This is a genomic window from Polymorphobacter sp. (assembly GCF_048007885.1).
In the GTDB taxonomy this organism is placed as follows: Bacteria; Pseudomonadota; Alphaproteobacteria; order Sphingomonadales; family Sphingomonadaceae; genus Sandarakinorhabdus.
Genome location: NZ_CP180346.1, coordinates 1,028,840 through 1,042,871 on the forward strand (window position 1 = coordinate 1,028,840; position 14,032 = coordinate 1,042,871).

The window sequence follows — 14,032 nt, forward strand, 5'->3', positions numbered from 1 at the left end:
CGGCCATCAGCCGGAGCGCCGCATGGACATCAAGCGATTGACACGCTCCATCGAGCGGATCGAAGCCCTTGACAGGGGCCGCTTCGAACCAAAGGTCGCCGCTGCCTTGCAGGCGCGCGGCCTCGCCCCCGATACAGCGCCCGTCCTTGCAGAAACGCTGCGAGACTATATCCGCACAATTCCCGAGATGATGGCCCTGATGACAAGCTGGGCCGACCAGGTCGGTGTGGCCAGCGAACTGGCGCCCCTGCTGTCGGCGGCGGAACGCTATGTCCGCCAGCCTGATGACGAAATCGACGATCAGAAACACGGGCTGTTCGGCCTGCTCGACGATGTCTGGGTCGTCGGAACCCTGCTGGCCAATTGCAAGCGAGCCGGACTGCCATTGCCCGACAGTTTCGACATTGACCAGTTCAACTCTTTCACCGCCCTGCTCATTGGCGATGATGTCGTCACCGCCCTGTCCGCCCGCCTCGAAGCCGCAGCCGCCGTCCCGCCGAAGCCGGTGCTTCAACCTGCCCCCGCCGCCCCCGCGCCAGCACCGCGCCAGATCGATCGCCGCCTTGTCGGTTCATGGCATCACAGCAGCTTCTATTCCTCCGGGGATTTCCATCATTCCAGCACCACTTCGCGGCACTTCGGCGCCGATGGCCGCTATGTCGAAGGCACACAGTCCTTCGTCAACATGATCCACCGCAACAGCAGCGGCGACCAGATCGGCCAGAGCGATGCCAACTCGGCCCCGCCGCGATCACGCGGCCGATGGTCCATGATCGGCCGAACCCTCACCCTCGATGCCGACAATGGAGACAGCTACGACTTTACCGTCGAGATCCATTCCGGCTCGATGCTGCTCAGCCAGCCGGGGCGCGATCCAAAGCTTTGGACGCGCTAATCACTAGCGGCGCTGCGAATACCAGCTGTCCACCAGCTGCTCCAGCTGCGTCTCCAGCGCCTTTGAAGACGCCACCAGCACATCCATCGCCGCAAACTGCCTGACCAGCTGCGCCTCATAGCTCGTCAGCCGCGCCTCGGCCCGTTCCAGCGCCTCATTGACCCCGCGCCGCTCGCGCTCCAGCCCTTCGGTCGCCGGCGTCGCCAGCGCCGCAATCGGCCTCAGCGCCGCCAGCCCCTGGCCAAAGCCGCTGCCTGAAAGCGCGCCCAAAAGCGCCTCAGCCTGGCCCAGCTGCTCGGGCGTCGCCTCGGCAAAACGCGCCGCGTTGAAGCGGATGCTCCCCTCGCGCGTCACCTCGATGCCAAGGTCGCGCAGCCGCAGCCCATCCGCAGCCGCCACCGGCGCATTCAGCATCGCCACCAGCGCCTGGTCCATCGCCCGCGCCGTCTGGTCGCCAGCCAGCGGCCCTGCGTCCTCACCCTCGCTCGCCCCGCGCCGGAAATCGCCGATCAGCGCCCGCATCGCCCCCAACGTGTCGGCAAAATCCGTCAACGTCTGTGACAGCGCACCCGCATCGCGCACCGCCCCGATCACGATGCCGGTCTCATCGGTCGTCCGATTGAGCTCGATCCGCAGCCCGTCCGCCAGCCCCTCAATCTCATTGCTGGCGCGCGTCACCGTCACCCCGTCGAAGATCACCCGCGCATCACTCGCTGCCGCCGAAAATTCGAGCGCCCGGTTGCCGGTCGTATAGGCAAAAGCCGACAGCCCCGGCACCTCCACGCTTTCCGCTGCACTCACCACAAAGGCCCGCTCGGCCCCGTCCTGCCCGCGCAAAACAAGGCTGGCCCCGCCCGTGCCGGTCACGATCGAGGCGCGCACCGTCCCGTCAGACGCCGCATTGATCGCATCACGCAGCCCCGAAAGCGTGTTGTTCTCCGGCCCGATCACCACCGAAAAGTCGCTCGCGCCGTCGCCGGCCGAAAAGCTGAAATCGCCGCCGCCAAGGTCGGTCCGCGTGCCAAACACAAAACTCAGCGTGCCCTCGCCCACCGGCGCATCGCCGGCGGCCACGGGCGCTGCCACCAGCCGCTGCCCGGCCGCCAGCTGCTCCACCACCAGCGTCGAGCGATAGGCCTCCGCCGGCCCGTTCCCCAGCCGCGAAACCCCCACCAGCGCCGGGTCGCTGGTCGCCGGCTGCAAACCAAAGTCGCCCGCCCGCACCCGGTCCTGCAAAGACCCGCTGATCGCCTCCAGCGCCGAACGCAGCTGCCCCAGCGCATCCACCCGGCTGCTCAGCACCTCCAGCCGGTCATTGAGCGGCACCGTCTGCGCCTCGCGCTGCGCGCCCACCAGCTCGTCGATCACCGCCCGGGTGTTGATGCCGGCGCCCGCGCCCAGCTGCGAGATGATGTCAATGTCCATCAGACCCTATAACGGCAGCGCCGCCCCCGGCTTGCGCCGCGCACCGCGCTCGTCAAAATCAAAGGCCGGCGGCACCTCGACCGGCGGCACATCATCGCCCGCGCCAAAGCGCATCACAAAAGCCAGCACCGTCGCCACCGCCAGATACAGCTCTTCGCGCACCAGCTGCCCGGCGCGCCCGGTAAAGAACAGCGCGCGCGCCAGCCGCGGGCTGCGTACCAGCGGCGTGCCCAGCTCGCGCGCCACCGCAATGATGGCCAGCGCCGCCTCCTCGCGCCCCCGCTCCAGCACAATCGGCGCCATGTCCTCGCCCTGCCGGTAGCGCAGCACGACCGCAAAATGCGTCGGGTTCACCACCACCAGCGAGGCATCCGCCATCACCGTCTTCAGCCGCCGCTGCGAGGCCGCCATCTGCGCCCGCCGGATGGCCGCCTTCAGCTCGGGCGCGCCATTGTCCTGCCGGTTCTCACGCTTCACCTCATCAAGGCTCATCTTCAGCTTCTTCTCGCGCAAGCCCCAGGTCAGCGCTGCATCGGCCGCCGCCACCACCGTCATCGCCAGCGCCGCCGCCCCCAGCAGCCGCACCACCGCATCGCCCAGCAGCGCCAGCCCGCCCAGCCCCTCGCCGACTTCGGCCAGCCCGGCCAGCAGCGGCAAGAGCACAAAAGCCCCGGTCCCGCCGATCACCGCCAGCTTCAACAGTGACGTTCCCGCGCCCGCCAGCCCCTGCACCGAGAAGATCTTCTGCAAGCCCTTGATCGGGCTCAGCCGGTTCAGCTTCGGGGCCAACAAACTCAGAGACACATGCCGCGCCGCGCCTTGCGCCAGCGCGCCGGTCAGCAAGATCACCAACACCGCCAGCACCAGCGGCCCCTGCCACGGCACCCGCCCGGCCAGAAAGCCCAGCCACACCTCGGGCGCCGCCTGCGCACCGTCGCCCGCCACCGCCAGCGCCTCGGCCAGAAATCCCGCCAGCCGCCGCCACAGCCAGTCGCCCACAGCGGTCACCAGCAGCGCTGCCACAATGAACGCCGCCGCCGGCCCGATCTCGCGCGGCTGCCAGACATTGCCTTCCTTCAGCGCATCCGCCCGGCGCTTGGGCGTTGCGGCCTGCGTCTTCTCCCCGCTCATGACCCGCCCGCCAGCACCGCCGCCGTCTCCAGCGTCACCCGCGCACGCGCCACCAGCCCGTCCATCAACACCGGCAGCGCCCAGACCATCAGCAAGAGCAGCAGTGGCGGCCCGATCGCCAGCGCGCCCAGCTGGGGTGCGGCACGCACCGCCAGCGCCACCAGCAGATTGCCCACCAACAGCAGCCCCACCACCGGCAGCGCCATGCGCAGCGCGCCCTCAAACACCACCCCGCCATAGCCCGCCAGCCGCCCCATGGTCAGCTCGTCCCAGCCCGGCGGCACCGCCAGCATCCCCTCCATCAGCCGCAAATGGCCATCAGTTGAAAGCCAGGCCACCGCCATCACCATCATGTAGAAATTGCCGATCACCGACACATTGCCCATCGCACCGGGAAAGCTCGCAAACCCCAGCCCGATGATGCTCGCCGCCATTTCCCCCGCCAGTGCGGCTGCCGCAAAGGCCGCCGCCAGCGCCAACCCGCCCAAAAGCCCCGCCAGAATCTCGCCCGGCAGCGCGTCTGCCCCCAGCGGCACCGCATTCGGCCCGAATGTCGCCAGAACCGCCACCGCCGTCACCACCGCCAGCCGCGCCGTCCAGGGCACCTGCGCGCCGGCAATCGGCGGCAGCAGCGCCATCATCACCATCGGCCGCACGCCCGCCAGAGTGAACGCCAGCATCGCGTCCAGCCCGTCAAAGGCCAGCCCCTCGTTCAACGGATCGCACCGACCATATCGATCAGCCCGCTCTCCAGAAAATTCGCCAGCGCCCGCATCACCCGCTCGCCGGCAATCACCATCATCACCACAAGCGCCATCAGCTTGGGCAAAAACGACAGGCTCTGTTCCGAAATCGACAGGATCGTCTGCACCAGCCCCACCGTCACCGCCACGATCAGCACCGGCACCAGAAAGGTCGCCGCCCCCGTGGCAAACAGTTGCACCGCGTCGCGCGCCAGCGCCGCCATCATCCGGTCATCGGGCATGTCGGCCGCCACCTGCACCAGCATCACCAGCCGCATCATCCGCCCCCGAAGCTCTTGGCCAGCGCGCCCAACACCAGCGTCCAGCCATCCACCATCACGAACAGCGCCAGCTTCACCGGCAAGCTCACCGTGGCGGGTGACACCATCATCATCCCCATCGACATCAGGATCGACGAAACGATCAGGTCGATGATCAGAAACGGCAGATAGATCACAAAACCGATCTGCATCGCCGTCTTCAACTCGCTCGCCACAAAGGCCGGCAACACCACCGGCAGCGGCACATCATCGGGGCTCAGAAACGGCCCGGCGCGCGCAATCTCGGCAAATTTCCGCAGGTCCGCCTCGCGCGTCTGCGTCAGCATGAAGCCCTTCAGCTCATCGCCCGTCCGCGCCAGCGCCACCTCGGCAGCAATCGCCCCGTCCATCAGCGGCCGATAGGCCTCGTCATGGATCCGTTCCAGCCCGGGCCGCATCACGAACAGCGTCATCAGCAGCGCAATGCCGACCAGCAGCTGGTTCGGCGGGCTCTGCCCCAGCCCCAGCGCCTGCCGCAAGATCGCCAGCACGATCACGATCCGCGTGAAGCTCGTCATCATCAACAGCGCCGCCGGCAGCAGCGTCAACGCCGACATCACCAGCAATATCTGCAATGCCGAACTCAGGCTCGGCACCGCCTGCGCCACCGAAAGCCCCGGCACAGCCGGCACGGCAGGCACCGCCTGCACGAGGAGCGGCAACAGGCTCACGCTTCCGCCTCACTCGCGTCCAGCCGCAGCAGGCCGCCGCGCGCCTGCCCGATCAAGAGCCGCCGCCCGCCAAACTCCACCACCAGCAGCCGGCTCCCCGGCCCCAGCGGCACGGTCTGCACCACCCTGGCATGGCGCCTGGCATCAGCGGCCACGGCAAAGCCCCGCACCCGGTCCGCCAGCCGAACCACCTGAGCCCTCAGCGCCCCTTCGCCCACCATGGCTCAGCCCGCCCCACCCGGCACGATTTCGGTCAGCTTCACCCCGAAGCGCTCGCCAATCGTCACAATCTCCCCGCGCGCGATCAGCCGGTCGTTGATCAGCACATCCACCGGCTGGTCCACCCGCCGGTCAAGGGCATGCACAGCACCTGGCTGCAATCCCAGCACATCGCGCAGTGGAAGCCTGACTGCCCCCACCTCGACCGACAGCCGCACCGCAATGCCGCCAAAGGCCCCCAGATCGAGCGCACCCGCCACCGCCGCATCAAAGCCGGCATTGCCCGCTGCCTCGTCAGCGGAAAGCCCGCCCGGATTGATCGCATTCATGTCCGTTCTCCCAGATTGTCCAAACCGTCCACGTCCACCGCCACAAGGGTCGCCGCCTGCCGTCCATCGGCCTGCGCCTGCAGCGTCACCCGGCCCACCGCATGGTCGCCCATGCGCAGCCGCATCTCAGCCACCGGCTGAATCGCCAAAACCTGCCCCGCGCGCAGCGGCAGCAGCGCGGAAAGGCTCACCATCTCGGCCGCCAGCTCCACCCGCAACCGCATCGGCACCGCCGCCAGCGCATGGCCCAGCACCGCCGCACTCGCCGCATCGCGCGCCGGCCGGGGCGTCTCCGCCACCACGTCAGGCGCCAGAACCTCGACCAGATCCTCAACGCCAGCCACCGTCACCAGCAGCACCAGCCGCGCCACCCCGGCCGGCCAGGGCGCCGCCGAGCGCAAAACCGTCTCAATCTCGCCGCGAAACCGCGCCCAGACCGCACCCGAGACCCGGTTGCCAGGCGCGGCCTTGTCCATGCCGCCGCCCAGCCGCTTCGACAGCAGCAGCGCCGCCAGTCTGGCTCCGCCGCGCGCCACCAGCGCCTCGGCCTCTTCGTCGCTCGCCGGCAAGGCCTGCACAGGCCGCTCAAACAGCGCCTCCAGCCGATGCCCCATGGCGCTCACCAGCGCGCCCGTGTCGCGTGACAGCCCGGCATCTCCCGCCGGCCGCGGAAACCAGCTCTCCGGCCAAAGCTCGGCCGCCGCTTCCGATCGGATGCGCAGCGCGCTCACTGCACCACCAGCGAGGTGAACAGCACCTCACTGACCTCTCCAGTCACCCCGCGCTCGCGCAGCACCATGTTGATCGCATCGCGCACCCGGTTCGAAAGCGCCGTCTTGGCCGCCCGTGAGCCGACATCGGCCTCGCCCGCCTCGCCCAGAACCGCCAGCACCGCCGAAACCACCGCCGGCTCATGCGTCTTCATCGCCTCGACCACCGGCTTGCCCGCCGTCGTCGCCACCGAAATCTTCACCTGCAAATAGCGCCCGGTATCAACGAGATTGGAGGTAAAGGCCGACTCGATCGCGGCATATTCCACTGGCCCCACCGGCGCCGGTGCCGGCGCATGCCCCGCCCCGCCCGCCGCGCCGCCCGCGACCTCGCCAATCAGCGCGCCGCCAAATTTCACCACGCCCACCGCCGCACCCAGCCCGGCCGCACCCGCGGCCAGCACAAAGCCGAGCACGAGCAGCAGCGTCTTGCCCAGCCCGCCGGCCTTCTTCGCCTTCACCGGCTTGGCGCCAGCCTTGGCCGCTTCGTCCATCACAGCATCCGGCATTTCAAACTCCCATCACGCAAAACGGTCCGCAGCCCGCGGCCGCCCTGTTCCCTGAACGGCCCCAGCCCGCGCAGCTGAACCCATGTCGCCGCGCAGCGCCGCCGCCCGCGCCAGCGCCTCACGCCCAAATTCCCGTCCCGGCTCGCGTCCCGGCTCCCGGCCCGTTTCCCGGCCAGCCTCCCGGCCCTGATCCCGGCCCGCCTCGTGGCGCATCTCGTCCCGCCCGCTGCCCTCGCGTTCACCAGCCTCGCGCCCGCCCGCATCCGCCGCCACATCGCCGCCCGCCACAACACCAAGCGCCGCGCTCGAAACCACCGCCGACACCGGAAGGGCCGCCTCAGGCCGCACCGCCAGTGTCTCCAGCCGCATGCCCTGCGCCGCCAGCGCCGCCGCCAGCGCCCCGCGCCCGCCCTCAAGCGCCGCCACCGCCAGTTCCGGCGCCCGCAACACCACGCGCAGCGCGCCGCTCTCCCCCTCCACCGAAATCCGCACCGGCCCCATCGCCGTTTCCACCAAAGGCCGCTCCAGCGCAGCCGCTGTGGCCATCGCCGTCATCACGCCGCCCGGCCGCGCCAAGGCCGTCGCCCCCAAGGCCTCCGCACCAGTCCCCCCTGAAACCGGCAACGCCAACAGGCTCTCGGCCGCCAAAACCGGCACCTCAGCCGCCGCGCCCTCGCCCACAGGCGGCAGGGCGCGCGACACCGGAGCCGCAAGCGGCAGCAGCTGAGGCGGAACCGGCGACAGCACCGGCGACAGCACCGGCGGCGACAGCCCTGACGGTGGTACCAACGGCCGCGTCTCGCCCGGCCCCACCGGCGCCAACACCGTGTCCTGGCCTGTCGCCACCGCCGCGCGCCCAGCCGCCGCCCCAGCCGCCGCCCCAGCCGCCGCCCCAGCCGCCGCTGCAGTCTCCCGAGGCGCCTGCAGCGCCGCCAGCCCGTCCCTGCGCCCAGCGTCCCCAGCCGCCGCTGCAACCAGCTCGCGCACCACCGGCGTCAGCAGCCGCAACACAGGGCGCACCGCGTCGTCGCCCTCAGCCCCATCAGGGTCAACAGACGCCGGACTGGCCACCACATCGGGACCCATGATGGCCGGCACAGCCGGCCCCGCCGCCTCATTGTCCAAAGCCGGCGGCAGCGCCGCCTGCGCCGCGCCCATGGGCGCTTGCAGCAGCGTCAAAGTCCCGGCCTCCGGCAACCCAACGCGCACCTTCGGCCCGACGTCCAGCCGCCCGCGATCAGGCCCAGCAACCGTCTCGCCCCCCCGTGCCCCAGCCAAAACCGGCAGCGTCACGTCCACAAGCCCGGCGCGCGGCCGCACTTGCGCATCCGGCCCAGCCATATCCCGCGCCGACGCGCGTGACCCGGCGTCCGTCCGCACATGCTCAGCTGCAACACCCGTCACAGCCGCAGGCGTCACCAGCAAAGGCCCCGCTTCAGCCGTCAATTCCGGCGCCGCCTGCTCAGCCACCTCGCCGGACATCCCCCGCAGCGTCGACCGCGCGCCTGGCCCGCCTGGCCGGGTCACCACCCCCGGACCAACCGTCCCCGGCCCAGGCTCCGCCGCCAGCAAGGGCTCGGCCAGCGCCTCACCCCCCTCTTCCTGCACACCCAGACCCTCCAGGCCTCCCTCCGGCACATCCGCGCCGGCCGCCGTCCCCATCGATGCAGCCAGAGCCGGCCCCATGCGCTGCCATTCCGCCAACACTGCCAGCCGCGCCGTCGCTGGTGCATCAGGCACGCTCAGCCCGGCCAGAAACGCCGGCATCGCCGTCTCGGCCTCTGGCGCCGCGCCCGCCAGCCCATCCTCACCCGTTTCGGTCGCCAGCAAGGCCATATCCGCCTCGGGCATCACAAACGCCCGCGCCGTCCAGCCAGCGCCCGCCAACGGCCCCCGGCCCTCGCCCTGCGCCACGTGTCCAGACACGAGCAGCCCAGGCACGAGCAGCCCGGCGGCAGGCGGCTTCAGCTCGGTCAGCAGCCCGGCGCCGCTTGCCGAAACAGCCCCGCCCAAAAGTCCGGCCAGATCGCTCATCGCCCGCTGCTCCCCTCGTCGCCGCTCTCGCGCTCGGCCCGCCGCTCCACGGCGGCATCCACCGCGGCCCGCGCCCGGCCCAGCGCCGCGCCCAGCCGCGCCCGCTCCTCGTCGGTCCCGCCCAGCCGCCGGCTCACATCAGCAGCCAGCCGCGCCAGCATCTCGTCGCTCGCCAGCCGTGCCTTCAGCTCGGCCGCGCGCACCTCGCCCGCCCGCACCCCGCCCTGCGCCAGCAGCGTGCGCACCCTTGAAAGCAGCCCCGCCTCGCTCAACTGCCGCGCCTGCACCCGGCCCAGCGCGGCCGCCGCCTGCCGCGCCCGCACCCGCCTGACCCGCACCAGCCGGTCAAGCGGCTGGTCGCCGTCCTTCCGCCGCCCGCTCATGCGCCCTCTCCCGCACCCGTCAGCGCCAAAAGCCCGGTCTCCGTCTCGTGCCAATGCGCCTGCGCCCCGCGCGCCTGGCAGCGAAACGCCTCCAGCCGCGGTGCCAGCGCAAGGGCTGCATCCAGCTCGGGGTCGCTGCCCGGCGCATAAGCCCCCATCAACACAAGGTCGCGGTTGTCCTCGATCAGCGCGTTCAGCCGCCGGAACCGCGCCGCCGCCGCCAGATGCGCCGGCCCCACCACATCGCCCATCACCCGGCTCGCCGAAGCGCTGAGGTCGACCGCCGGAAAGCCGCCGCGCCCGGCCAGCTTGCGCGACAGCAGGATATGCCCATCCAGCACGCCCCGCGCCGCATCCACCACCGCATCGCCGCCGTCATCCGCCTCGGCAAGCACGGTCATGATCGCGGTAATCGCCCCGCCGCGCACCCCCTTCACCGCCTTCACCCCGCCCGCGCGCTCGGCCAGGGCTGCAATCAGCGCCATCGCCGAGGGCGGATAGCCGCGCCCGCCCGCATTCTCGCCGCGCGCCAGCGCCACTTCGCGCGCGCCGTGCACAACCCGTGAAAGACTGTCCAGAATCAGCAAAACATGCCGCCCCTCGTCGCGAAAATGCTCGGCAATGGCAAAGGCCCGCTCGGCGCCGCGCACTCTGAGCAGCGGCGCCTCGCCCGCCGGCACCGCCACCGTCACCGTCCGCCCCCGCGCCGGGCCAGACAGCTCGGTCTCGACGAAATCGGAAATCTCGCGCCCCCGCTCGCCGATCAGCGCCATCACCACCACATCGGCCACCGCCCAGCGCGCGATCTGCCCCAGCAAAACCGACTTGCCCACGCCGGTCCCAGCCATGATCCCCACCCGCTGGCCCCGCCCCAGCGTCAGCAAGCCGTCAATGGCGCGCACCCCGGTCGCCAGCGGCAGCTTCACCCGCGCCCGCGCACCCGGCGGCACCGGCGCACCCACCAGCGGCCGCCGCGCACGGGCGCGCACCGGCCCCAGCCCGTCAAGCGGCCGCCCCAGCCCATCAATCACCCGGCCGAGCAGCGCCTCGCCCACGCCCACATCCGCCGCCACACCGTCAGCCACCACCGCCGCCCCCGGCGTCACCGCCGCCAGCGACGAAAGCCCCATCAGCAGCGCCCGGCCATCCCGGAAGCCGATGATCTCCGCCGCCTGGCCGCGCGGCCCCACCAGCGCCCGGCCGCCCACCACTGCGTCAATGCCAATCGCTTCCAGCGTCGTGCCGTCAAAGGCCGTCACCCGGCCGCCGCGCACCACCGCCACGCGCGGCGCCTCGGCCGCCGCCACCGCACGCACCAGCGCCTCGCTCACGCTCATGCCCCGTCCCCCCCCGACAGCCCGGCCAACACCGCCTCCAGCCGCGCCATCAGCCCGGTCTCGATCACAAAGGTCGGCCCCTCCACGGCAAAGGCATCGCGCGCCATCGCACTGTCGCCCTGCGTCAACACCCCTTCAAACCGCCCCTCCAGCAGCGCCAGCACGTCCGGATGCGCGCGCAGCACCGCCGCCTCGCCGGGCTTCACCTCGGCCAGCGCCGCTGCCACCAGCGCGTCAAGCGCCACACCACCGGCAAGTTCGGCCATCAGCACCGCCTCGCACAGCTCCCGCACCAGCCCCGCCAGCGCCGGCTGCACCGCCGCCACATCAACCCGGCACGCCGCCGCCAGCGCCGCCTCCGCCCCCGCCAGCGCGTCCGCCAACGGGGCCAGCTCGGCCTCAGCCGCCGCCCGGCCCGCCGCTTCGCCCGCGGCAAAGCCCTCAGCCCGCGCCGCTGCCAGCTCGGCCTCCACATCGCGCCCCGGCGCGTCCGCTTCCGGCGCGGCCTCGGGCGTGCCCGGCTGCAACCAGCTCAGCAGCACCGCCAGGCCATTGCCCGTCTCGGGCGAGCGCAGCTCAGACATAGCCGCCCGCCCCCGGCATCATCACCGTGCCCGCATCTGCCAGCTTGCGCACCAGCGCACAGACCTCGGCCTGGGCAGCGGCTACCTCGGCCTTCTTGGTCGGCCCCATCTCCGCCAGCTCGTCGCGCAGCTGGTCCGCCGCCCGGCTCGACATGGCCCCAAACACCAGCTCGCGCAGGCTCGCCGCCGCGCCCTTCAGCGCCAGCGTCAACACCGCCTGGTCCACCTCGCGCAGCACCGTCTGCAACTCGCGCGGCGCCAGCTTGGCCAGGTCGCCAAAGGCAAAGCTCGATTCCGCAATCGCACCCGCCAGCGACGGGTCAACGCTCGACAGCGCCTCCAGCAGCGCCGCCTGGCGGCTCGAAAGATTGACCAGCTTAGCCGTAAACGCCGCCCCGGCCAGCCGGCCCGAGCCCTCGGCCTTTGCGCGGCGCGCCAGCTTGGCTTCCAGATCCGCCTCCAGCGCCTGCACCGCGTCCGCCGAAACCGGCCCCAGCGTCGCCAACCGCAACACCACATCGGCCTGCATGTCCTCGGCCAGCCCATCAAGCACGGCAGCCGCCCGCGCCGTCTCCAGATGCGCCAGCACCACGGCGGCCACCTGCGGATGCTCATCGCCGATCAGCGCCGCCACCCCCGGCGCATCCAGCCAGTCCAGCGCCGCCAGTCGCTTCACCGCCGCCGGCGGCCCCAATTCCTCTATCACCCGCTCAGCGCGCGGGCTGCCAAGCGCCAGGTTGATCCGCGACCGCGCCTCGCGCCCCTGCGCATCCAGCGCCTCCACGGTGCGCGTGCGCGCCAGAAACTCGTCCAAGACCTCGTCAACCACCGCCGGCGCAATCTCGGCCACGCTCAGCATCGCCTCACCCACCGCGCGCACCTCGGCCGCGCTTAGCCGCCGCAACAGCTCGGCCGCCTGCACTTCCTCCAGCAACAGCACCAGAATCGCGCATTTCTGCGCCCCCGTCAGCGGTCCGCTCAGGGGCGCCCGGCCCCCGCCGCCCTCCTCAAGCGCCGCCAGCGCGCTCATGCCGCCTCCTCCCGGTCACGGGCGCTGTCACGGGCGCTGTCATCGGCCAGCATCATCCGCGCCACCGCCGTCGCCCGGTCCGTATCGCCCGTCACCAGCTCGCGCGTCGCGCCCAGCTTGCCACTATAATCCAGCATCGGCGCCAGGCCGTTCTGCCCGGGCTTGGGCGTCAGATCGCCGCCGTCTACCGCGCTCTCGCCCCGGCCAATCGCCGCGCGCAGCGCCGCCTGCTCGGCCGCCGCCCGGGCCTTGGCGCCCTTGCGCCAGCGCCACGCCGCAAAGCCGCCGCCCAAAAGCAGCAGCAGCGCCCCCAGCCCCAGCGGCGCATAATCGCGCACCACCGGCTTTTCATACCAGTCCAGCGCAGGCTCCGCCGCCGGGCTGGCGAAATCGCGCAGCACCAGCTCCACCCGGTCGCCCCGGTTCGCATCATGGCCCACCGCGCCCTCGATGAGCCGCTGCAAGCTGGCAATGTCCTCGTCCGGCACCTTGCCGTCGCGCGCCAGCGCCGCCCGGTCGATCACCACCGCCACCGAAAGCCGGGCAATGCGCGGCGCCCCGCCCCGCGTCACCCGCATATCCTTGCCAATCTCCCAGGCCCGGTCGGTCGTCTCGTTGCTCATCTGCGGCGTCTCGCCCGCTGCCGCCGTATCCTCCGGCGGCGTCGCCGCCACCTGCGCCGCCGCCGGTGCGGTATTGCTCAGCGCGCCCGGCACCCCGCGCGCCGGCACGCTGGAGGTCTCCACACTGCGGCTCGCCCGCTCGGTGCGCAACACCGAGCCATCGCGCTCGAACCGCTCCACCGCCGCCTCGCTCTGCGAAAAATCCACATCGGCCGTCACTTCAGCCGTAAAGCGCCGCGCGCCGATGAGCGGCGTCAAAAGCGCGTTCAGCCGCTCGCGCATCAGCCCCTCGAGCCGCGCCTGATAGCCAAGCTGCGCCGCCTCGCCCGCCGCCAGCCCCTGCGAAAGCAGCGCGCCCGACTGGTCCACCACACTCACCCGTTCCGGCGCCAGCCCGGCCACGCTCGAGCTCACCAGCCACACAATCGCGCGCACCTGCGCCTCGCCCAACACCCGCCCTGGCGCCAGCGAGACGAACACGCTGGCGCTGGCCGGCGCGCGGTCGCGCACAAACACGCTCGGCTCCGGCATCGCCACATGCACGGTGGCGCGCTTCACCCCGTCAATCGCCTCAATCGAGGCCGCCAGCTCACCCGCCAGCGCCGATTTCAGCTTGGCCGCCTCCACCGCCCGGCTCATCCCCAGCGGCATGTCGCCCACCGGATCAAGCGCGCGCGCCGATTGCGGCAGTCCCTGGCCGGCCAGCAAGATCCGCGCCGCCGCCACCTCGCCGTCCGGCACCTCGATGGTCCCGGTCTGCGGGTTGATCCGCACCCGGTAGTTGCCGCCCTCCAGCGCCTGCATCACCGCCGCCTTGTCGCCGTCCGACAGCTCGCCATAAAGCGGCCGCCACGCCGGCTCGCGCATCGCCGTCCAGAGCAGCAGCGCCGCCACCACGGCCAGCGCTGCAAAAATCGCCGGCCGCGCCGCCACCACCGCCGGCTGCGCCCAGATCTCCCGCGCCCTCGAAACAACATCGCCGCCCACCGCCATCGGCGCGGCCGGCTCCACCAGCTCAGCCATGATGCG

16 protein-coding genes are annotated in these 14,032 nt (G+C 71.6%); 1 reads left to right on the plus strand and 15 read right to left on the minus strand.

The features are described 5' to 3' along the window. Nucleotides 1-22 precede the first annotated feature (22 nt). Entirely contained in the window at nucleotides 23-895 is an 873-nt protein-coding gene (locus tag ACMVO5_RS04860; RefSeq protein WP_416908947.1) for a hypothetical protein, read from the plus strand. 3 nt (nucleotides 896-898) lie between these two features. On the opposite strand, the gene fliD is transcribed toward ACMVO5_RS04860, so the two are convergent. Genes fliD through fliF form a run of 15 tightly spaced genes read right to left on the minus strand, consistent with a single transcriptional unit; the run spans nucleotide 899 to nucleotide 14,026 of the window. Beyond that, the gene (gene fliD / locus ACMVO5_RS04865) at nucleotides 899-2,320 is read right to left on the minus strand and encodes a flagellar filament capping protein FliD (RefSeq protein ID WP_416908948.1); all 1,422 of its coding nucleotides are present in this window, start codon (nucleotides 2,318-2,320) and stop codon (nucleotides 899-901) included. A 6-nt stretch (nucleotides 2,321-2,326) separates the two neighbouring features. Continuing rightward, on the minus strand, nucleotides 2,327-3,451 hold the full coding sequence (locus ACMVO5_RS04870) for an EscU/YscU/HrcU family type III secretion system export apparatus switch protein (protein ID WP_416908949.1): 1,125 nt from the start codon (nucleotides 3,449-3,451) through the stop codon (nucleotides 2,327-2,329). Further along, nucleotides 3,448-4,167 carry a flagellar biosynthetic protein FliR gene (locus ACMVO5_RS04875; protein ID WP_416908950.1) on the minus strand — a complete coding sequence of 240 codons (720 nt, stop codon included), beginning with the start codon at nucleotides 4,165-4,167 and terminating at the stop codon, nucleotides 3,448-3,450. Before ACMVO5_RS04875 ends, ACMVO5_RS04870 begins: the two co-directional genes overlap by 4 nt. Then, nucleotides 4,164-4,475, minus strand: coding sequence for a flagellar biosynthetic protein FliQ (locus tag ACMVO5_RS04880; RefSeq protein WP_416908951.1), 312 nt, complete (start codon nucleotides 4,473-4,475; stop codon nucleotides 4,164-4,166). The genes ACMVO5_RS04875 and ACMVO5_RS04880 overlap by 4 nt, the downstream gene beginning before the upstream one ends. Further along, the gene (gene fliP / locus ACMVO5_RS04885) at nucleotides 4,472-5,185 is read right to left on the minus strand and encodes a flagellar type III secretion system pore protein FliP (protein WP_416908952.1); all 714 of its coding nucleotides are present in this window, start codon (nucleotides 5,183-5,185) and stop codon (nucleotides 4,472-4,474) included. Before fliP ends, ACMVO5_RS04880 begins: the two co-directional genes overlap by 4 nt. Next, nucleotides 5,182-5,376, minus strand: coding sequence for a flagellar biosynthetic protein FliO (locus ACMVO5_RS04890; RefSeq protein ID WP_416908954.1), 195 nt, complete (start codon nucleotides 5,374-5,376; stop codon nucleotides 5,182-5,184). The genes fliP and ACMVO5_RS04890 overlap by 4 nt, the downstream gene beginning before the upstream one ends. A gap of 33 nt (nucleotides 5,377-5,409) precedes the next feature. Further along, nucleotides 5,410-5,733, minus strand: coding sequence for a FliM/FliN family flagellar motor switch protein (locus ACMVO5_RS04895; protein ID WP_416908955.1), 324 nt, complete (start codon nucleotides 5,731-5,733; stop codon nucleotides 5,410-5,412). Then, nucleotides 5,730-6,464, minus strand: a complete 735-nt coding sequence (locus ACMVO5_RS04900; protein ID WP_416908956.1) for a hypothetical protein — start codon at nucleotides 6,462-6,464, stop codon at nucleotides 5,730-5,732. Before ACMVO5_RS04900 ends, ACMVO5_RS04895 begins: the two co-directional genes overlap by 4 nt. Continuing rightward, entirely contained in the window at nucleotides 6,461-7,012 is a 552-nt protein-coding gene (locus tag ACMVO5_RS04905) for a flagellar basal body-associated FliL family protein (protein ID WP_416908957.1), read from the minus strand. Before ACMVO5_RS04905 ends, ACMVO5_RS04900 begins: the two co-directional genes overlap by 4 nt. A gap of 12 nt (nucleotides 7,013-7,024) precedes the next feature. Then, nucleotides 7,025-9,046 carry a hypothetical protein gene (locus ACMVO5_RS04910; RefSeq protein ID WP_416908958.1) on the minus strand — a complete coding sequence of 674 codons (2,022 nt, stop codon included), beginning with the start codon at nucleotides 9,044-9,046 and terminating at the stop codon, nucleotides 7,025-7,027. Continuing rightward, the gene (locus ACMVO5_RS04915) at nucleotides 9,043-9,429 is read right to left on the minus strand and encodes a hypothetical protein (RefSeq protein WP_416908959.1); all 387 of its coding nucleotides are present in this window, start codon (nucleotides 9,427-9,429) and stop codon (nucleotides 9,043-9,045) included. Before ACMVO5_RS04915 ends, ACMVO5_RS04910 begins: the two co-directional genes overlap by 4 nt. Then, entirely contained in the window at nucleotides 9,426-10,766 is a 1,341-nt protein-coding gene (locus ACMVO5_RS04920) for a FliI/YscN family ATPase (RefSeq protein ID WP_416908960.1), read from the minus strand. The genes ACMVO5_RS04915 and ACMVO5_RS04920 overlap by 4 nt, the downstream gene beginning before the upstream one ends. Next, the gene (locus ACMVO5_RS04925) at nucleotides 10,763-11,350 is read right to left on the minus strand and encodes a hypothetical protein (RefSeq protein ID WP_416908961.1); all 588 of its coding nucleotides are present in this window, start codon (nucleotides 11,348-11,350) and stop codon (nucleotides 10,763-10,765) included. Before ACMVO5_RS04925 ends, ACMVO5_RS04920 begins: the two co-directional genes overlap by 4 nt. Continuing rightward, nucleotides 11,343-12,380 carry a flagellar motor switch protein FliG gene (fliG, locus tag ACMVO5_RS04930; RefSeq protein ID WP_416908962.1) on the minus strand — a complete coding sequence of 346 codons (1,038 nt, stop codon included), beginning with the start codon at nucleotides 12,378-12,380 and terminating at the stop codon, nucleotides 11,343-11,345. The genes ACMVO5_RS04925 and fliG overlap by 8 nt, the downstream gene beginning before the upstream one ends. Beyond that, complete coding sequence (fliF, locus tag ACMVO5_RS04935) at nucleotides 12,377-14,026, minus strand: flagellar basal-body MS-ring/collar protein FliF (protein WP_416909300.1); 1,650 nt, start codon at nucleotides 14,024-14,026, stop codon at nucleotides 12,377-12,379. The genes fliG and fliF overlap by 4 nt, the downstream gene beginning before the upstream one ends. Between the last annotated feature and the right edge of the window lie 6 nt (nucleotides 14,027-14,032).